This window comes from Marinobacter sp. UBA2688, from assembly GCF_002352785.1.
GTDB classification, from domain to species: domain Bacteria; phylum Pseudomonadota; class Gammaproteobacteria; order Pseudomonadales; family Oleiphilaceae; genus Marinobacter; species Marinobacter salarius.
Genome location: NZ_DELU01000027.1, coordinates 64,732 through 83,320, shown reverse-complemented (window position 1 = coordinate 83,320; position 18,589 = coordinate 64,732). Strand labels below are relative to the sequence as shown.

Annotated in this window: 17 protein-coding genes; 8 read left to right on the top strand and 9 right to left on the bottom strand. The window is 58.9% G+C overall.

The genetic code is table 11. The annotated features are described in order from the left end of the window. Window positions 1-5: 5 nt before the first annotated feature. The 4 genes from B3M52_RS18210 to B3M52_RS18195 form a co-directional block, all read right to left on the bottom strand. Window positions 6-1,079, bottom strand: a complete 1,074-nt coding sequence (locus tag B3M52_RS18210; RefSeq protein ID WP_036207671.1) for an AraC family transcriptional regulator — start codon at window positions 1,077-1,079, stop codon at window positions 6-8. Between the two features lie 121 nt (window positions 1,080-1,200). Then, complete coding sequence (locus B3M52_RS18205; RefSeq protein ID WP_075196358.1) at window positions 1,201-2,103, bottom strand: alpha/beta fold hydrolase; 903 nt, start codon at window positions 2,101-2,103, stop codon at window positions 1,201-1,203. A gap of 102 nt (window positions 2,104-2,205) precedes the next feature. After that, complete coding sequence (locus tag B3M52_RS18200; RefSeq protein WP_075196357.1) at window positions 2,206-3,972, bottom strand: ExeM/NucH family extracellular endonuclease; 1,767 nt, start codon at window positions 3,970-3,972, stop codon at window positions 2,206-2,208. A gap of 9 nt (window positions 3,973-3,981) precedes the next feature. Then, entirely contained in the window at window positions 3,982-4,887 is a 906-nt protein-coding gene (locus tag B3M52_RS18195) for a WYL domain-containing protein (RefSeq protein ID WP_036207665.1), read from the bottom strand. A gap of 307 nt (window positions 4,888-5,194) precedes the next feature. On the opposite strand from B3M52_RS18195, the gene B3M52_RS18190 reads away from it, so the two are divergent. From B3M52_RS18190 to B3M52_RS18160, 7 genes are all read left to right on the top strand, one after another. Continuing rightward, window positions 5,195-6,478 (top strand): MFS transporter, encoded by a 1,284-nt coding sequence (locus B3M52_RS18190; RefSeq protein ID WP_075196356.1) that lies wholly within the window; start codon window positions 5,195-5,197, stop codon window positions 6,476-6,478. Between the two features lie 190 nt (window positions 6,479-6,668). Beyond that, window positions 6,669-7,094 (top strand): MarR family transcriptional regulator, encoded by a 426-nt coding sequence (locus tag B3M52_RS18185; RefSeq protein ID WP_036207661.1) that lies wholly within the window; start codon window positions 6,669-6,671, stop codon window positions 7,092-7,094. 39 nt (window positions 7,095-7,133) lie between these two features. Further along, a complete protein-coding gene (locus tag B3M52_RS18180) occupies window positions 7,134-8,525 on the top strand; it encodes a DHA2 family efflux MFS transporter permease subunit (protein ID WP_036207660.1) in 1,392 nt (463 codons plus the stop codon). Window positions 8,526-8,755: 230 nt separating this feature from the next. Next, entirely contained in the window at window positions 8,756-9,325 is a 570-nt protein-coding gene (locus B3M52_RS18175; RefSeq protein WP_036207659.1) for a TMEM165/GDT1 family protein, read from the top strand. Between the two features lie 44 nt (window positions 9,326-9,369). Continuing rightward, window positions 9,370-10,437 carry a L,D-transpeptidase family protein gene (locus B3M52_RS18170; RefSeq protein WP_075196355.1) on the top strand — a complete coding sequence of 356 codons (1,068 nt, stop codon included), beginning with the start codon at window positions 9,370-9,372 and terminating at the stop codon, window positions 10,435-10,437. 42 nt (window positions 10,438-10,479) lie between these two features. Next, a complete protein-coding gene (locus B3M52_RS18165) occupies window positions 10,480-11,952 on the top strand; it encodes an NfeD family protein (RefSeq protein ID WP_075196354.1) in 1,473 nt (490 codons plus the stop codon). A 58-nt stretch (window positions 11,953-12,010) separates the two neighbouring features. Beyond that, window positions 12,011-12,805 (top strand): slipin family protein, encoded by a 795-nt coding sequence (locus tag B3M52_RS18160; RefSeq protein ID WP_041332783.1) that lies wholly within the window; start codon window positions 12,011-12,013, stop codon window positions 12,803-12,805. Window positions 12,806-12,869: 64 nt separating this feature from the next. Here B3M52_RS18160 and B3M52_RS18155 read toward each other — a convergent pair whose 3' ends face one another. The 5 genes from B3M52_RS18155 to B3M52_RS18135 all read right to left on the bottom strand — a co-directional run bounded on the left by B3M52_RS18155 (window position 12,870) and on the right by B3M52_RS18135 (window position 17,888). Continuing rightward, window positions 12,870-13,151 (bottom strand): Lpp/OprI family alanine-zipper lipoprotein, encoded by a 282-nt coding sequence (locus B3M52_RS18155; RefSeq protein WP_007154661.1) that lies wholly within the window; start codon window positions 13,149-13,151, stop codon window positions 12,870-12,872. Window positions 13,152-13,374: 223 nt separating this feature from the next. Continuing rightward, on the bottom strand, window positions 13,375-13,821 hold the full coding sequence (locus B3M52_RS18150) for a L,D-transpeptidase family protein (RefSeq protein WP_226910032.1): 447 nt from the start codon (window positions 13,819-13,821) through the stop codon (window positions 13,375-13,377). A 217-nt stretch (window positions 13,822-14,038) separates the two neighbouring features. Then, window positions 14,039-15,754: a potassium/proton antiporter gene (locus B3M52_RS18145; protein WP_041332786.1), complete on the bottom strand. Its 1,716-nt coding sequence runs from the start codon at window positions 15,752-15,754 to the stop codon at window positions 14,039-14,041. A 51-nt stretch (window positions 15,755-15,805) separates the two neighbouring features. After that, window positions 15,806-17,116 (bottom strand): NAD(P)/FAD-dependent oxidoreductase, encoded by a 1,311-nt coding sequence (locus tag B3M52_RS18140; protein WP_036207642.1) that lies wholly within the window; start codon window positions 17,114-17,116, stop codon window positions 15,806-15,808. Window positions 17,117-17,282: 166 nt separating this feature from the next. Then, window positions 17,283-17,888 (bottom strand): TetR/AcrR family transcriptional regulator, encoded by a 606-nt coding sequence (locus B3M52_RS18135; protein WP_036207639.1) that lies wholly within the window; start codon window positions 17,886-17,888, stop codon window positions 17,283-17,285. A gap of 122 nt (window positions 17,889-18,010) precedes the next feature. Here B3M52_RS18135 and B3M52_RS18130 point away from each other — a divergent pair, with 122 nt between their 5' ends. Further along, the gene (locus tag B3M52_RS18130) at window positions 18,011-18,565 is read left to right on the top strand and encodes a carboxymuconolactone decarboxylase family protein (protein WP_075196353.1); all 555 of its coding nucleotides are present in this window, start codon (window positions 18,011-18,013) and stop codon (window positions 18,563-18,565) included. The last annotated feature ends 24 nt before the right edge of the window (window positions 18,566-18,589 follow it).

Below are 18,589 nucleotides of genomic sequence, written 5' to 3'. Positions count from 1 at the left end.
GTGTTTCAGGCCATCGCACTGGTTGGTGTTCTCTTGATCGACGTTGTTGTTGGCAATGACTCCTGGTTTCGGTACTGGCTGGGGCTCTGTCCGGTCCAGCGCTTGAACGCCCTGGTAAAGTTGGCGGCGTCGGCGTAGCCCAGGGCGTCGGCAATCTGGCTCAGGTTCATGGCAGTTTGCTGCAGCAACTCCCCCGCTCTTTCCAATCGCACCTGATCCACCAGGTGCTGAAAACTGGCTTCTTCCGCCTGTAAACGCCGTTTCAGGGTGCGCTCCGACACAAACAGCGTTGTGGCTACCCTGGCCAGTTTCGGCGGGAACGGGTGACTGGTTTCAATCACCCGCCTGACCCGACAGGCAAAGCCGGCATCTTCGGTTAGAAGGCGTAAGGCTTCCTCACACTGGGCTTTCGAGGAGGCGGCCAACTGATCGTCAGAGAAGCGGATGGGCAATGCCAGCTGCGGATCGGGAATAACAATCGCATCTTCGCCAGCGCCGTACACCACGGGGATGGGGATTTGCTGGCGAAAGCGATGGAAGTAGGCCGGTTCCGGTCCGCGTCGCTGAATCGACGAGCCGGCGACCGGTGAGCCCGTTAGCTGTGCTCCCATGGACGCGCAGCCGAACAGCATGGCGTCCATGATAAAGCCCTGCAATGGGCCCAGATCAATGCCACACGAGATGGCGTAGATAGACTGGCCATCCTGCTGTCGGCGCTTGACGTGCAGGTGCGGGGCGCGCAGGGTCAGGTATCGCGTCATCAGGTCCAGAGCCTCTGCCAGCGTGCGGCTGCTCATGACCGCGGTGCCCAGGGCTCCGTGCAGTGGCAGTCGAAGCTCCCGGGCCAGCATGATGCCGAGCCCGGGCTCGCCGCTTTCGATGATGGCTCGGGTCACGAACTCGCTGGCCTGTGACTGACTGACTCTTAAATCGGTTGACTGCAGGCGCACCGGGTCCAGGCCGACACGCTTGAGCAGCGCTTTTTCATCGACGCCGATGGTACTAAGCAACTCCGCCAGCAAGTGCAGGTAAATGGCCGGCATGCCCAGATCCTGAGTGGTAGATACTGAGGCGCGCATGGGATTTCCTCGTGTTTCCTGTTGTTGTTATGTCAGGGATGAAACTTCTTCCACGATTATGAACGGAATGTTCCTCCCACCCCATGACTTCGCTGACGGGTCAACAGGATATGCAGGCCAATTAACAGAGCTGGCCGCCCGCTGAGTGGCGGTCGATGAAGGCTGCCAGTTTACGGGCTGAGCGACCGGGATTCTCCAGCATGGGAAGATGGCCTACCCGCCGGAACACGTGGATATCGGCCTGGGGCGTCACCTTTCGATACCAGTCCACACAGCGTGTGGGCGTGATCACGTCCCGGTCCCCCCACTGGACCTGAAGGGGAGGTGTGTTGGGGCCAAGGTAGCGTGCTGGTGCCAACGCGTCGGCGAGCATATCGTTGAAAATGTGACGCAAGGACGTGGTTCGTTGCAGCAGGTCCGGCCCCAGGAGCCCCGTCATGGCGACGCCCATAGCCGTTGGCCTGCCAGTGCCGACGCTGTTGAACATCCGGTAGACACCGGCCCAGTCCCGGGGAATCAGAATGGCGTCGCGGTCGGACTCGAAGGGGGCATCGAGGTCCACGTTTGTATGTTCGGGTATGCCGGCGCTGTTCAGCACCGTCAGGGAAGCGGGTGCGGGCGTCATTTTGTGAGCGAGGACGGTGGCAATGGCACCCCCCATGGAGCTGCCGACCAGGTGAAGGTTGTTGGTGGCCAGAGTCTCGATCCAGGCTTCCAGTCTTGACGCCTGGGCCTCGTAGCCGTAATCGGCGTCCGAACGGTACTCGCTTTCTCCAAGCCCTGGCAGGTCCGGAACCAGAATGTGCCAGTGTTCGGGCAGCCGCTGCAGCCAGAGCGCCCAGTTCTCTTTCATGGCGGCAAAACCGTGCATCAGTATAACGGTGGGTTGGTCCCCGGCAGGGGTCCCTTTTTCCAGATACACCATGCGGTGGCCATCGATCACGGTTTCACGACGTTTTGCCTGTACCAGCCATCGCTGACTGGTGCGGGCGGCAGGCCATAAGTTTGGAGTGGGTATTTTCACGGTCGGTTTCCGTTTCAACTGGATTGGAGCCAGTGTACCGCGTATCCCGCGCCGGGCTTTGGCCTGCCTGCCCTGATGCTGCGGCTCGCGGGCAAGGTGGAATCAGAGTGACAGGTCGGTGATGACCGGGTTGTGGTCCGATGAGCGCCAGGGCTGGCCGGTGGGTACGGTAACCGGCCCCTTGTAGCCCAGCGCCCGGGGTTCATCGGAATTTATCGACCAGGTGCGGGCATCGACGATCCGTGGGAGCAGCCTTTTCGAGACCAGGCTGTAGTCCAGGGTTCCGCTACGGCCGTGATAGCTATAGCTGGTGTGCTTACAGGTGGTGTCGGTGCAGCCGTGGATGTGACGAACGGCGTTGATAAAGCCTGCCGCTTCCAGCAGTTGCAGCGGCGTCTCCCGGGCGTAGGCGTTCATATCCCCGGTGATCAGGGTGCCGGACAGGCCATCCGGGTGCGGCAGGGCATTGGTCCAGCGGATAATGGCCCGGGTCGCTTGTTCGCGGCTGTGATTGTAGCAGCCCTGGCCGTCGTCCTGATCCCGGTTCTGACCACTGGCGCCACGGCAGGCCTTTGATTTCAAGTGAGGAACGACAACCCTCAGGGCTCGATCACTGTGAATGAGCCGGAATACCTGAGTGACTGGTGGCCGGCCACGACGATCAAATGGTGTTGTTGTCAGGCGGCTGGGAGAGCCTTCCGCGACCACACGGTCGCTGCGGTACAGCAGATCGGTGCGTATGGCATCACTGCCAGTGTTGTCGCTTGTTTCCACGTAGCGCCAGTGTGAACCCAAGGCGCCGGCCAATTCGGCAATGGCGCTGTCGCCGTCATAGCCGTCGTTTTCCATTTCTGTGACAGCGATGATGTCCGGGTTCGGCGCCGTCAGCGCGGCAACCAGCCGTGCTTTCTGTTGCTCAAACTGAGTGGCGGATCGGGCCCCCCGAGCTGCCGGAAAACCGCCGCCACGGCCATCGCCATTGAAGAAATTGCCAAGATTGAGTGTGACCACCCTGAGCGTGGCCGACTCCGGTCGCTTGGGTGCTGGTGCGCGTGGATTGGCGGGGCTGAACGCCGGCGTTGATTGCGGCTGCAGTCGCCAGGCGCCGAACCGAAAATCCAGTATGCCTGTTAACCCGCTGACCTTGTCGCCGGTGCGAACCGTGTTGTTTGCGGACAGTTGTGGCCCAGGCCAGGGAATCGGGCGCGGGTTGCGCGCCCCCAGGCCGTCATCCAGCAACAGTCGGTTGATCGCCTGCCACCTGTGGCGCGATTGAGCGCCCGGCCCTGGTTCCAGGATTTCCGTGGCCATCGTCTGAGGCTTTGCCGCGAGGGTGAGTTCACCGTAACGGGCCAGGTTATAGTGATTGATCACCGTTAGCTCGCCGGCGACGTTGATCCGCATGTTTTCCAGGTGTTCCGGAGGTTCGCCATCCTGCCACGGCAGCGTGACGGAGACAGGCTCAGGCAGACGGCCATTCCCGCAACGGGTGATGGAGGTAATATCGGTGAGCTCGGTCAGGCCATGGAACTCTTTCACCCGCCCTGAGACATGCACCCTATCCCCGTGCTGTCCGTCGGTGCGATGGGTGTAAACAAACAGGGCCTCGGAGCTTTGCGGATCGTTGTCCGTTTCGCCATCGGCTTGTTGCAGATAAAAACCGCGGAAGCCGCCTCGTTGGCGAGCATCCATGGTTATGATGCCTTCAACGGAAACGGTCTGGCCGGCGAAAGAGGAATGATCGCCCGTGCCCTGAATGCGGGAAACCGGGATAACCCCGGTACCACAATCCCCCGCCGCGACAGCGGGCAGGCCTATGAGTAGGGCGAGGGCAAGGCGCCAGAACAGGAAAGGGTTGGTTGTGATCACCCGCTCAGTCTAGCAGAGCCCCGCTACTGCTTTAATAGCCCGTTCGCGAGCCGACTCGGCAATGCCCAGCTGCTCCTCGTTGGCCAGTTCCAGCTGCTGGACCATTGGGTCCGGGTGCTGGCTGTCTGAACCCAGGCCGAGCCGGGACAGTACGTAGGGTGCAAGGGCCGCGCGAATGGTGAGTTCGAGCCGGTTGCTGACCATGCCGTAATCGGTGGCAACAATATCCTGCTGTGCCTTGTTCAAACGGCTATCAGGCATCATCACCAGTGAGACTTGACGGTTCCAGTCATCATCATGCTGGATGGTGTGACGGCTGCGTTGCCGGGTGGTTTCCGGCTTGCCGCGGAAACGGCTGAGGGCGAAGTCCCGAAATTCCCGGTTGGCGTCGCACCAGGCACGGAGGTGCCAGTTCTGGCCGACACACACCAGAGTGTGGGGTTCCAGAGTGCGCTGGGAAACGCCAGCAGGGCTTAGGGAGGCATACTCTGCCTTCATCACCCGGCCGTGGCGAGCTGCTGCAACTGCGGCACGCATGACTTCCGGCTTAACAACCCGTTCCGGGCCACGGACGATGGTGCTGTCAGGCAAGCTGATATTAAGCGATTCAAAGGTGTCACTGAGGGCGTCCTGGCGAGCCAGCAGATCCTGGTATTCACTGGCGTTGCCGGCGGTGACCACCGGCCGGAAACTGGACGATGGCACATAGCCTTTAAGGTGGCGATCGTAAACCAGATTGTCCGGTGCCAGTTCCCGCAGGTAGGTGTTGATATCCTTGGAAGCCTGCTGTCGCCCAATGCCGAAACTGTGGCAGATATGATTGGTGGTGAGCCGTCCTTCCCATAGGGCGATGATTTCAATCAGCCGGTAGCGAAGCAACAGATCCCATCGAATGGGCCAGTCCGTCTTTTTCATAACCAGGCGCTCATGGTTAGCGTGGATTGCATGAGATGAGAGACTCTCGTGGGTTCAAATAGGCAGCGATCAAACTACCCACATGTTAACCCTTCAGGTCGCCAGCGTGTGTTACGTCACCTTAATGTAAAATGATGTTAAATCCAGTCATCACGGCGCTGCAAGCGGTATTGGGGATTTCGGGAACTGCGTAGTGGTTTTGTGAATTACGCCCTGTTCTAATTCGTGCTCTGCAATGTTCCGGCGTTGCTGCTAGTTTCATTACATTCCTGTATCAACCTGTTTAAAGTACGCCGGAGCCAGACCGATGACCCGAATGGTCACCTCGCTTTCAGCCCTGATCCTCAGTATTGTCCTGCTGGTCAGTGGCAACGCCTTTCTGATGACTCTGTTGGGTGTGCGACTGAGTATTGAAGCGGTCTCGCCGAACATTATCGGCTGGATCCTGGTGTGTTACTCCATTGGCTTCGTGTTGGGTACGCTCTACGTCCATCTCATCATCGGTCGTGTCGGGCATATCCGGGCTTTCGCGGTCTTTGCCGCCATGGCGGCGGTGTGCGCCCTGCTGTATCCCATGGCGGTGTCCGAGGTGTTCTGGGCCATTTTGCGTGCCTTGTCGGGCTTCAGTGTGGCCGGCGTTCTGGTGGTGATTGAGAGCTGGTTCAGCAGTCGCGCCACCAACGCCAACCGGGGCGCCCTTTTTGCGGTTTACCAGATTGTGTTCTACCTGTCCGCCGCCGGTGGCCAGTTGCTGATCAACGTCGGTGAGCCGTCTTCGTTCATACCGTTTTCGCTCGCCGCTGTCCTGTTGACGCTGGCGCTGATTCCATTGTCGTTGACACGTATGGATGCCCCGGTGATTGAGCAGTCCGAGCGACTGTCATTCTTCACCCTGGCCCGTGAGTCGTTCACCGGGGTTTCCGGTGCGCTGATCTGCGGTGTCATGATCGGTTCTTTTTATGCGCTCGGCCCGGTATACGCCACCCTGGTGGGTCTGGAGGTCAGCCGGGTGTCCACCTTCATGGCCAGTGCCATTGTGGCGGCCATGCTCCTGGCCTGGCCGCTGGGGCTGGTGTGTGACCGGTTTGATCGTCGCCGCGTCATGTTCTGGGTGGCGGTGGCAGCGGGCACCGCGGCGGTGTCGGTTGGCATCCTCGGGGCTGAACGGATGTGGCTACTGACCCTGCTGGTTGGCCTGTTTACGGGCCTCTCGGCCACGCTGTATCCGATCGCGGTTGCAATCACCAACGACCGGATGGAAAGTAATCGTATTGTGGCCGCCAGCGCAACACTGCTGCTGAGTTACGGCGTGGGCAGTGTCATTGGCCCCATCGTGATGGCCGAGTTGGTGGGCATATTGGGCCCCAGGGGGCTGTTCTTCGGCAACGCCGGTTTCCTGGTGGTGTTGGCGATTATCACCAGTTATCGCATCAGCCACACGGAAGACGTGCCGGTGGCGGAGCAGGAACACTTCATACCTGCCATGCCTGAGACCTCGCCGGTGCTGACGGAAATGGACCCCCGTAACGAGGAATTTCACGAGTCACCAGCGGCTCAGGAGCGTCACGAAGACCTACACAGGACCGGCTGATAGGCCGGTCTTTCTCGCCTATCGGGCCGCGTCTCTCGGTTTTCCCCAATTTTGTTTCACCTTGCATATCTGTTTTTATCGTAATGGTTAGCTTACTATTGGTAACGTTGTCCGTCACTGCACCGTTTCGGCAGTGGTATTCGTTACAGGTAGTACAGCAGTCGATACCCCATTACCGGAGTCCCAGATCATGAGAGATCAGTTTCCCTTTGCCGTAGCCCGGGTCACCCGTCGCTGGCGCAAATTGCTGGATGAACGCCTTAAGGATCTGGGTGTCACCCAGGCTCGTTGGACCACCATGGTCTATCTGCAACAAGGGGGCGAAGGGCTGACCCAGCGTGAGCTCGCCCGCCTGATGGCCATTGAGAATCCGACGCTGGTGCGATTGCTGGACAGCCTGGAGCAGCAGGGCCTGATTGAGCGCCGTCCCTGTCCCAATGATCGTCGTGCCCGCCGTCTTCACCTTACCAAGGACGGGACCGAATTCATGAACGTCCTGACCGAGCGTGCGGCCCGCCTGCGTGAAGAGATGCTGGAGGGTATTAGCGACCGGGACATCGAAGGTGCCGTCAAGGTGTTCCACAGGATCCTGGAGAATGCGGAGCGGCAACGGTAATGGTGTGCGGTCGATATCTCGGCCTGAAGGGGTCTTGGTCTGAGTGATAACACGGTTGAGGGGTTAAGGGCCCGTTACGGCGAACGCTGGCGTTGGCTGGCGGTTGCCACGGTCATGCTGGGCACCATGGCAACGGTGCTCAGCGCAACCGTGGTCAATGTTGCCCTGCACGACATCATGCTGGAATTCGGTATTCGGCAGGGCCAGGTGCACTGGCTGGCCACCGGGTTCATCGCGGCCATGACCACCACCATGCTGGCCTCGTCGTGGCTTCTGGATCACTTTGGCGTGCGCAAGACCCTGGCGACGGCCATGTTCCTGTTCACGGTGATCTCCCTCCTTGGTGGTTTTGCCACCTCCCCGGAACAGTTGATTGCCGCCCGCATTGGCCAGGGTGCCATGGCGGGGCTCATGCAGCCCATGGGTATGTATCTGGTGTTCCGGATTTTCCCCCGCAACCGTCGTGGGCAGGCCATGGGTATCTACGGCATGGGTGTAATTCTCGCTCCAGCCCTGGGCCCGGTTCTCGGGGGCTTCCTGGTGGATCAGTTGGACTGGCGCTATGTGATGTTCGCCCCCGTGCCCGTCACCCTGACCGGGGTGTTTATGGCATGGCGCTTTCTGCCGCTGCCGGTCTCCCGCCCGGCTCCCTACCGTTTTGACTTTCCTGGGTTGGTGCTCCTGGGCGCTGCCATCGGTCTGTCGCTGGACACCCTCAACCGGCTTCAGGAACTGGCGGGACAGGAAGCACGAATTGCCATCGAGGGCGCTGTTGCGGTCATCGCCCTGGTGCTGTTTGTGATTCGTGAGCGACGCGCCCGACACCCATTGGTGAACATAGAGCTTCTACGCAATCCGGCCTTCGTTTACGCCAACGTGGGCGCCATGGCGTTGGGGCTCGCCTTGTTTGGCTCCACCTACCTGGTACCCCTGTTTGTGCAGACGGCCCTGGAATTCACCGCCACCGAAGCCGGTTTGCTGATGTTGCCAGCAGGCATTGTGCTGGGCATGACCTTTCCATTGGCCGGGAGACTGGCGGACCGCCTGAGCGCCCGTAAGCTGGTGATATTCGGCATTGTCCTGTTCGCCATGTCTGCCATGTTGTTTGCGGTATCGGACATTGAGCTCGCCTTCGGCTGGCTGGCGCTATGGACCGTGTTGGGGCGAATCGGTATCGGCTTCATGCTGCCAGCCCTCTCAACGGGTGCCCTGAATCCACTGGCGCCGGAGCAACTCGGTGCCGGTTCGAGCACCATTAACTTTACCCGCCAGCTGGGTGGGGCCTTTGGCGTCAATATCGTGGCCCTGACCATTGAATTTGGTGACCACAGTGGCGGCATCCCCACCATTGGGGCATTTCATTCAGCCTGGTGGCTGGTGGCTGTATTCGTGGCGATGGCGGCCATTCCAGTGTGGAAAATGCGCGTATAGTTGCCATCCGCCCAGGTATTGATTAACATTTCGGCACTCTTCAGGGGAGTAGCCTCCGCAACGGAACCCGTTTCCAGGGGCGGATGGTAGTCAACATACTTGGGGCTCAATCTCCGTGGCTATCATGTTTCACCGGTACATTGGTGAAATTGGCAAGACCTGAGGCAGTTTCACCTCCCAGGGCGGAAGGTGGGCTGTCTCATGTCTGAATGTCCGCCCCGGAGCTTTTCATGGACGCTTTTCTCGCTTCAACGTTTGCGGTCGCCATTGCGGAGATCGGCGACAAGACCCAACTACTCTCTCTCTTCCTGGTTGCCCGTTACGCCAAGCGTGCGCCCATCATTCTTGGCATACTTGTCGCCACCCTGCTGAACCATGCCTTGTCAGCGCTGTTGGGTGCCTGGATCGCAGAGTGGATTCCGCAAGCCTGGCTACCCTGGATCCTGGCTACCAGCTTCGTGGCCATTGCGCTCTGGTTGTTGATTCCGGACAAGGATGACAATGGCGATTCGGCGTTCCTGGGGATGGGCGCCTTCATGGCCACGACGGTGATGTTCTTCCTGGCGGAGATCGGCGACAAGACCCAGGTTGCAACCGTGGTGCTGGCCGCGCGATATACGGACACCTTCTGGGTGATTATGGGCACCACCGTTGGTATGCTGCTGGCTAATATACCGGTTATCATGGCTGGTAAATGGTTGATGGAGCGGTTACCACTGGCGACGGCCAGAATTGGAGCCAGCCTTCTATTTATGATTCTGGCTGTTGCCACCGTTTGGACAGCCCTGACGTCGGTTTGAAGCGCGTTGTTGTCGCCGCAGACCGGATATCGGATTGAGACGCTATGTATCGAACGCAGTTGACAGGTTTTCTGCTGGTTTTGCTGGCCCTGGTGTCGGCCAACGTGGTTGGTGCCGAAACGGAAGCGCAGGCCGCGGGTCAGGAACTGACTACAGCCAAAGGAAAAAGCGACACCCCCGAGAAGCCCCGTGTTCCCCGGTTTTCCATTGACGGGGATCTGGCCGGGGAGCTGTCGGTGATGACCACCCGCTATGAAGACACCTTTGCGGCCATTGGCAATCAGAACAGTCTTGGTTATCTGGAACTCGTTAAGGCCAACCCCGGTGTTGATCCCTGGCTGCCCGGTGATGGCACCCGGATAACCGTGCCCCGACACTACGTGCTTCCGGATGTAAAGCGCGAGGGCATAATCATCAATCTGGCGGAATACCGTTTGTACTACTTTACTGAGGGAAAGGTACAGGTCTATCCGGTGGGGGTAGGCACCGATGACAACCCATCGCCACTGACCAACGCTGAAGTGACCATGCCACTGGAGTCGCCGGCCTGGTATCCGCCTGCAAGCATCCGTGCCGAATACGAAGCTGCGGGAGAGTACCTGCCCAGGATGATTCCACCGGGGCCGGGTAATCCTCTGGGGTCCCACGCACTGATGCTCAGTGAGAAAGGGTACCTGATTCACGGTACCAACAAGTTGTTCGGAGTGGGCATGCAGGTCAGTCACGGTTGTTTCCGCATGTACAACGAGGATATATCGCGGTTTGTCTACGAAGTCAGTAAGGGCACGCCGGTGCAGGTTATCCATGAGCCCGTGAAGATCGGCCTGAAAGGTAATGAGGTCTGGCTGGAGGTACACCGCCCTGAAGAAGACTACAGTCAGCAGGACCGTGAACAATTGTGGAAGCAGGTGCAGAAAAAGGTGGAAGACTTCCGCCAGAAAATGCCCGGTGTGGAAGTGAAGCGCATGGCCATTGAACTGGCTGTGGACCAGGCGGACGGCCTGCCGCGGATGGTGGGTGAACGTCTGACCCGCGTCGCGGATGAGTCTGCCGGGCCGATGCGAAGTACCCCAGATGGCAATAAAGGTGAGAAGCAACGCCTCTGGTTCTGATACCGAAGGCTCTGATCCGCTGAACGGATCCGGGGAGGAGTGATGATCGCTAACCGACCCAACCAATCCAATCCCTCCGGCCGCCTGCACTGGTGGCTGGCCGTGTTCCTGCTGGGCCTGGTGCTGGCATTGGCCTCTCTGTCCCATACGGTTATCGCCCAGCAGGATGACGCTCCGAGAGGTCTTGTGTTGACCGTCGACGGGGCTATCGGCCCTGCCACCATGGACTACCTGGTGCGTGGCATTCGCCGCGCCGAGTCCGAAGGTGCCGAGTTGCTTGTTATCCGGATGGATACCCCTGGCGGTCTGATGGAATCCATGCGCGGTATCATCAAGGAAATCCTTTCTTCAGAGGTACCCGTGGTGACCTGGGTGTCGCCGGCAGGGGCGCGTGCCGCCAGCGCCGGTACCTACATTCTCTATGGCAGTCACGTGGCGGCCATGGCAGGGGCCACCCACCTGGGTTCGGCCACGCCGGTCCAGATGGGCGGGCTGCCCGGTTCCGAGGAACAGAAGCCTGCAGAAGATGCCGGGGATGCCAATCCCGATGACAAGGAAAGCGCCGGAAACGAGGAATCGGCGCAGGATGACGCCTCCGATAAACGCCGAGGCGGCACGGCCATGGAGCGTAAGGTTCTGGAAGATGCCGTCAGCTACATCCGTGGCCTGGCGGAGCGACATGGCCGCAACGCCGACTGGGCGGAGCAGGCAGTGCGCGAAGCCGTCAACCTGGGCGCCGAAGAAGCACTGGCGCAGAACGTGGTCGATGTGGTGGCTGACAACATGGACAGCCTGATGCAGCAGATCGACGGGCGCACCGTGAAAATGGCCAATGGCGAGAAAACGCTGGCCACCGCGAACATTGAATTGACGCGAGCAGACCCGGACTGGCGCACGCGACTGCTATCGGTGATCACCAATCCGAATGTCGCTTACTTCCTGATGATCATCGGCTTCTACGGCATTATCTTCGAATTATCCAACCCCGGGGCGATATTCCCGGGTGTGATTGGCGCTATCTGCCTGATCCTCGCACTGTTTGCCTTCCAGGTGCTGTCCGTCAATTACGCGGGCCTGGCGCTGATTCTGTTGGGGCTTGCCTTCATTGTCGGCGAGGCCTTTATGCCCAGCTTCGGCATACTGGGCATAGGGGGGATTGTCGCGTTTGTAGCCGGTTCCATCATACTGATGGACGGCAGCCATCAGGAGATTTCACTGCCCACCATCGGTGGCACGGCACTGGTCGCGGCCGGCTTTATCCTCTGGACCGTCATCAAGTTCATCGGCTTGCGCCGGAAGCACCCGGTCAGCGGAAGCGAACAGATTGTCCACGAGAGAGTGACCGCACTTGATGACTTTCAGGAAGACGACGGGTATTTCAGGGGGCACGTGCGCATGAGCGGTGAACGCTGGAATGCCGCCTGTAAATCCCCAGTAGGCAACGGTGACAAGCTGAGGGTGACTGCATTGGAAGGTTTGACGGTGTACGTCGAAGCCGACAAAGCGGAACCCTGACGCCGGCCTGGAGAATGTTGACAGGTTACCCGGCGATCAAGCCAACGAAGGAGGCCTTATGAACATCACAGACCTGATTCCCTATATCGCACCCACGGTGGTGCTCCTGCTGATTCTTGGGTCGGCGATCAAGATTCTGCCGGAATACGAGCGTGGCGTGGTTTTCTTCCTGGGGCGCTTTCAGGGTGTCAAAGGGCCTGGCCTGATCATCGTAATCCCAGGTATCCAACAGATAACCCGCGTGGATTTGCGCGTTATTGCGTTGGACGTGCCAAGCCAGGACGTTATCTCGAAAGATAACGTGACCGTGCGGGTCAATGCCGTGCTGTATTTCCGGGTGGTCGACCCTGAGCGTGCGATTATACGGGTCGAGGATTTCGGCTCTGCTACCAGTCAACTGGCCCAGACGACGTTGCGTTCGGTACTGGGTAAGCATGATCTCGATGAAATGCTCTCAGAGCGTGACAAGCTGAATTCGGATATCCAGAGTATTATCGACGCCCAGACCGAGGAATGGGGCATCAAGGTCGCCAACGTTGAAATCAAGCACGTGGACCTGAACGAGTCGATGATTCGTGCCATTGCCCGTCAGGCGGAGGCAGAGCGGGAGCGTCGTGCCAAGGTGATTCACGCGGAGGGCGAATTGCAGGCATCGAAAAAGCTGGTTGAAGCGGCCGAAGTTATGTCCGCCAACTCTGGAGCAATGCAGCTGCGCTACATGCAAACCCTGGCGGATATGAGCACCAACAACAGTTCCACGATTGTGTTCCCGCTGCCGATGGAAATGATGTCTGCCTTTATGAGCAAAACGCCCTCACCACAGAAGCCGAAGAGCGATAACGACGAATCCTGATGAGTGCTACCAGGCGCCCACAAAAAAGGCCGGGACGAATCCCGGCCTTTTTTACGTAACAGCCTTACTTCTGGCTGGCACGCTCGAGCATACGCTTGGCGCGCTCGTTGGCTTCGTTAGCAGCCTTCTGGGCAGCCTTGGCGGCAGCCAGTGCTTCGTCAGCAGTGCGCTGAGCGGAGCGTGCAGCGCTGGAAGCGCTGTTAGCGGTGTTCAGTGCATTTTCAGCGGTTTGCTCGGCGGAAGAAGCGGTTGCATTTGCTTCGTCGAGAGCGCCCTGGTCGGTTGTCGCACAACCTGCGGTCAGTGCGGTGGCCAGTGCAAACCCTGCGATCGTCAGTTTACGCATTGTATATCCCCTTATTGGTCGTTTTATTTCCTGCGTTCCAGAAGTCGTTGGTGCAGACATTCTGTCAAAACGGGGTCGTTAGCGTTTGGCCAACGACATCGTCAAACAGTGTAAATCAGTCTAGACAGAAATGTTAACTAAGGATACGTAAAAGTTCCTAGGTTATGACAACAACTTAATATTGCAGCAAGAATCTACGCATGAAGCGGGGATTGGATCAGTGTCAGGGGACAATCCGTATTGGCGTACCATCAGCCACCAATTGCCAGATTTCGTCCATTTCCTCGTTACTGACGGCGATGCAGCCATCGGTCCAGTCCAATCCGAGGAAAGCGAATGCCATATCACCGGCCTCGTTTGGCAAACCATGAATCATGATGCTACCGCCGGGATCGAGCCCCCAGGCAGAAGCCTGCTCGCGGTCTTCAGCATTGGGATAGGAAATGTGGATGGATTTGTAGAAATCGCTGTTGGAGTTCCGCCAATCCAGCACATATTTACCTTCGGGGGTGCGCTTATCCCCTTCGTAGAGCTTGTGCCCCGAGGGGTTGTCGCCCAGCCCGATACGGTAGCTGCGCACCACCTGGTCACCGGACAGCAGGTAAAGCCTGCGCTCTTCCTTGCGAACCAGAACCTCGCTGACTTCCGGCGTTTCATCCATGGCACCCATCGGCAGCTCCGATGCCGATAGCGGAGATAGGGGCGCCAGCAACAACGAGAAAGCAAAGGCCAGAAAGCTGGCAATGGCAACTGAGGACCGGCCGGTGCCGGAGAGTGAAATCGACATTTTCAGTAGCATAAGGAGTCAATGATTAATCTTTGTACACTTTATAGCACAGGACTTTTGTTAATCGAACCAGGGTTTTGAGTGTTTTTGTTAAAGATTTTTATTGGTTGTCCATTTTCAGGCCTACCTTCGTCACCCGGTCGGCCTCGGTTGCCCTTGCGACCAGGGTAACGGGGCCCAGTACCACCTTGTCGCCCACCACCGGATGCCCTTTGGTGCGCCGTGCAAAGCACTCCGCCAGGGACAATTCTGGGGGCAACTGGTCAAACTCGATGCCGTAGACCTGCTCCACATCCCCCAGCAGAGCATCACCATTAAGCACGAAGTCGCCAAAGAAGGCGCGCTCGGCGAGGTATTTGGGGGCATGGCGACCGCTGAGGGCTTTGCCCAGCTCGGACAGCATCGCTGGCGTTGCAAACATTGCCAGTACATCGCCGCTGGCGACTTCCATATCCGGGCTCGGCTGATAACACGTCCGTTTGCGGAAAACGCCAGCAATGGCCGTGTTGTCCGGTAACCGGAGCTGGCCCAGGGGTCTGGGTGACTCCCAGGCGCCGCCCCGGAGCGGAAACAGCATCAGTTCGTGATCCCCGGCGGCCGGGACATCGAGGGGCAGGCGGCGGTAGGGATCTTCACCGGCGGGGACTTCCAGTCGCAGCTTCCTGGCCAGTGGCGCCATGGTGGTCCCCTGAACCACCAGCGACACCAGTACGATGAAGAAGGCGACATGGAAGATGAGCTGCGCCTCCGGCAGCCCGGCGATGATCGGGAATAACGCCAGCACAATGGGCACGGCGCCTCGCAAACCAACCCAGCTGATAAAGCCCAGCTCGCGTCGATTAAAGCCGAACGGCCAGAGTGTCGCCATCACCGTCAGCGGCCGGATCAGGAAAATCAGCGCCAGCGCCAGGACCAGACCGCCCCCGGCGAGAGGCAACAGTTCCGAGGGCGTGACCAACAACCCCAGCATCAGGAACAGGCATAGCTGGGCCAGCCAGGCCAGGCCATCGTGAACCTGGAGAATCATCGGCATCATTCGAACCGGGCGGTTGCCAACCACCACACCAGCCAGATAGATCGCCAGGAAACCGCTGCCTCCGAGCGCGTTGGTGCCGGAGAACACCATGATGCCGGCGGCCACCACCAGCAAAGGGTATAGCGACGGGGTCAGCCGAACCCGATTGGCCAGTTCCACTACGATAAAACCGCCGGCGACGCCTACCGCACCGCCAATGCCGAATTGCTTCACCAGCATCATCAGCGCCATCCAGCCTTCGGATGTTCCGCCTGCCTCAATCATGGTGACCAGCATCAGGGTCAGGAAAATCGCCATCGGGTCGTTGCTGCCGGACTCGATTTCCAGGGTTGCACTGACCCGTTCGTTCAAATGAAGGCCGCGCCCCTGAAGCAGTGAAAACACTGCCGCTGCATCGGTGGAGGAGATAATGGCGCCAATCAGCAGTGCTGTCAGCCAGTGCATGTCAAACACCCACCAGGCCACCAGGCCGGCCCCGGAGGCGGTCAGGAATACGCCAACGGAAGCGAGTACCAATGCCGGGCGGAGACCGACACGAAAGGTTTCTGCCCGGGTGCGCATGCCGCCATCCAGCAGGATCACGCCGAGCGCCAGGTTGGCAATCAGGAACGCCAGCTCGAAGTCGTCGAAGAGGATGCCACCGGGACCGTCTTCCCCCATGATCATGCCGACCACGAGAAAAATCAGCAGTACCGGCATGCCCAGCCTGCTGGACAGCGGGCTGAGCATGATGCTGATGACCAGCATCAGAGCGCCGATCAGAGTAACTAGCGGATCCATTCCTGCTCCGGCCTGGGAATATGTCTCGATGATAGCAGGGTCACGAGCGGATCAGTGCAGTTTCAGGCGCGGGTGCATGGCCCGGCTTATCCGGTCCATCAACCAGATGATTCCGGTTCGAACGACGCCGTGCAGCGCGACCTGGTGCATGCGGTAGAGCGACAGGTAAAACAGGCGCGCGACTTTGCCCTCGATGTACATACTGCGACCGGAGAGATTCCCCATCAGGTTCCCCACGGTGGTGTAGCGGCTGAAATTGATCAGCGAACCATGGTCGTTGTAGACAAACGGAACCGCCTCACGGCCTTCCAGTCGATGACACAGAGTCTTGAAAAGAGTGTCCGCCTGCTGGTGCGCGGATTGAGCACGCGGTGGTACGGGCCGTTCTGACTGGGGCTGGGGGCACTCGGCGCAATCGCCAAAGGCAAAGATGTCCGGAGCCGTGGTGGCCTCCAGGGTTTGCTTCACCTTGATCTGGTTGCCACGGTTCGTTTCCAGGCCGTCCAGTGTTGCCAGGAACGCAGGCGCCTTGATGCCGGCGGCCCAGATGGTCATCTCCGAGGCGATTTCCGTACCGTCTTTGAGCACCACCACGCCATCGCGGACTTCGCTGACGGGTTCGCCAGTCATCACCCTGACATTCTGGTGATCCAGTTCGCGGGTTGCAGCCTCGGAGAGCCGGGCTGGCAGCGCTGGCAGAATGCGGTCAGCGGCTTCGACAACGGTAATGGATACATCCTCCGGCCGCAGGTGGTTCATGCCGTATATTGGCAGTTCCCTGGAAGCCAGTCGCAGTTCCGCTGCCAGTTCAACGCCGGTTGCGCCGGCGCCAATGATGGTGATGGGCAGTTCATGGCCATTGCCGGATTGGGCATCGTGGTTTTTACGCAAAAATGCGTTAAGCATCAGGTTGTGGAAACGCCGGGCCTGGTTGAGGCTGTCCAGGAACAGGCAATGATCCTGGGCGCCGGGGGTTCCGAAGTCGTTCGCTGTACTGCCCACGGCAATCACCAGGGTGTCATAACCGATGCGGCGTTCCGGCACGACTTCGCCGCCGTCCTCATCGTGGAATGGCGCGATGATCACTTCCCTGGCGTTGTGATCCAGGCCGTTCATGCGCCCGAGCTGGAATTCATAGTGATGCTTGCGTGCGTGGGCCCGGTAGTTGATTTCGTTGGCGTTGGCATCAAGCGAGCCGGAGGCCACTTCGTGGAGCAGGGGTTTCCAGACGTGGGTCAGGCCGGCGTCGACCAGGGTGATACGGGCTTTGCGTTTCTTTCCGAGTTTGTTACCGAGGCGGGTGGCCAGCTCAAGACCGCCCGCGCCGCCGCCTACGACGACGATGTGATGCAGATTATCCATGACAAGGGTTCCTGAAGTGAAGATAGCCAAGAACTCTCGTCAAAAACCCTTGGCTGTCCTCACTGGGGAAGGCAACGACACAGAGCGGTAATGCTAACGCACTGTTGTGACAGGGACAATTCGCCGTTAGTACCTATATCCGGGGCAGGCCCTGAGCGGGCGGGGTCTAGTGGCGGGCACGATAGTGATCGAGCATGGCTGCCATGTCTTCGGCAAGCTCAGCGACCTGTTCAGAGCTGATCTCCCGCTGGGCAAAAGACCGGAGGCCAATGATCTGTGCCTGAAGCAGTCTTGCCAGCCGGGCACAATGGGTTCCTGGTGCCAGCTCGCCCTGGCGTTTCGCCTGCTCCAGAAGTTCAGTCAGGGCCTGCTCAATAGCGCTCAGGATCGAGTTCGCCTGGTTTGCAATGGCCGTATTGGTGTTACTGGCTTCGAGCAGGGTTTTAACGACCATGCAGGCGCGGGATGGCGACTCGCCGCCGGGGCTGGCCTGTCGTGCGATGCAACGAAGGTGCTCTTGCAGCCCGTCCATCACCGACGGACTTCCAGCCAAGTGCTCGCGCAGTTCCAGCCCGCTTCTCTGTGCATAGGCAGCCAGCGCTTCGCTGAACAGTCCATCCTTGCTGCCAAAGGTTGCATAAATGCTGCCAGGGCGCATGTCCAGAGCCTGCTCAATCTGCTTCATGGAAGCGCCGGCATAGCCCCGCTCCCAAAACAGGTTCATTGCTTTGTCTAGCGCGATTTGTCGATCGTAACGAGCGTTTCTGGCCATGGGTACCTGCCAACGACGGGTGATTTAATTCCTCGTAATGATAACTTGAGTGATCGCTCAAAAACAGTTACCGTGGGTCTGTAATTGAATGAACGCTCAATATTAACCGAAAGGAGAGTGTTATGACGGATTTCACCATCCACGATGTCGAATCGGCGCCCGAAAAATCAAAACCGCTTCTGGAAAATTCAGTCAAGGGCTTTGGCATGATTCCCAGTTTGCACGGGATCATGGCAGAAGCACCAGGAACTCTTGAGGGTTATCAGACCTTGCACCGGTTGGTGCTGGAAAGCAGTTTTGACAATGATGAGAAAACCGTTGTCTGGCAGACCATCAACGTAGAGAATGCCTGCCATTACTGCGTACCGGCGCACACCGGAATCGCCAAGATGATGGAAGTGTCGGACGACATCATCAACGCGTTGCGCGACGAGACGCCACTGCCCAGTGACAAGCTTGAAGCCCTGAGGACGTTCACGCTGGCTGTCATGCACAAGAAAGGCAATGTCGGTAAGGAAGACCTGGATGCGTTCTATGGTGCTGGCTACAAGCATCGTCAGGTACTGGAAGTGATCCTGGTGCTGTCCCAGAAAGTCATGAGCAACTACATCAACCACATTGCGGAAACGCCGGTTGACGAGCCATTCCAGAAGTTTGCCTGGGAAAAGAAGAAGTAACGGAACGATTCCCTGACGCTACGG

Coding starts and splice junctions, on each gene's coding strand:
- B3M52_RS18130 (WP_075196353.1), top strand. CDS start 18,011: ATGACGGATTTCACCATCCACGATGTCGAATCGGCGCCCGAAAAATCA.
- B3M52_RS18175 (WP_036207659.1), top strand. CDS start 8,756: ATGGACGCTTTTCTCGCTTCAACGTTTGCGGTCGCCATTGCGGAGATC.
- B3M52_RS18155 (WP_007154661.1), bottom strand. CDS start 13,151: ATGCGTAAACTGACGATCGCAGGGTTTGCACTGGCCACCGCACTGACC.
- B3M52_RS18150 (WP_226910032.1), bottom strand. CDS start 13,821: ATGGGTGCCATGGATGAAACGCCGGAAGTCAGCGAGGTTCTGGTTCGC.
- B3M52_RS18140 (WP_036207642.1), bottom strand. CDS start 17,116: ATGGATAATCTGCATCACATCGTCGTCGTAGGCGGCGGCGCGGGCGGT.
- B3M52_RS18170 (WP_075196355.1), top strand. CDS start 9,370: ATGTATCGAACGCAGTTGACAGGTTTTCTGCTGGTTTTGCTGGCCCTG.
- B3M52_RS18195 (WP_036207665.1), bottom strand. CDS start 4,887: ATGAAAAAGACGGACTGGCCCATTCGATGGGATCTGTTGCTTCGCTAC.
- B3M52_RS18160 (WP_041332783.1), top strand. CDS start 12,011: ATGAACATCACAGACCTGATTCCCTATATCGCACCCACGGTGGTGCTC.
- B3M52_RS18165 (WP_075196354.1), top strand. CDS start 10,480: ATGATCGCTAACCGACCCAACCAATCCAATCCCTCCGGCCGCCTGCAC.
- B3M52_RS18190 (WP_075196356.1), top strand. CDS start 5,195: ATGACCCGAATGGTCACCTCGCTTTCAGCCCTGATCCTCAGTATTGTC.
- B3M52_RS18145 (WP_041332786.1), bottom strand. CDS start 15,754: ATGGATCCGCTAGTTACTCTGATCGGCGCTCTGATGCTGGTCATCAGC.
- B3M52_RS18210 (WP_036207671.1), bottom strand. CDS start 1,079: ATGCGCGCCTCAGTATCTACCACTCAGGATCTGGGCATGCCGGCCATT.
- B3M52_RS18185 (WP_036207661.1), top strand. CDS start 6,669: ATGAGAGATCAGTTTCCCTTTGCCGTAGCCCGGGTCACCCGTCGCTGG.
- B3M52_RS18135 (WP_036207639.1), bottom strand. CDS start 17,888: ATGGCCAGAAACGCTCGTTACGATCGACAAATCGCGCTAGACAAAGCA.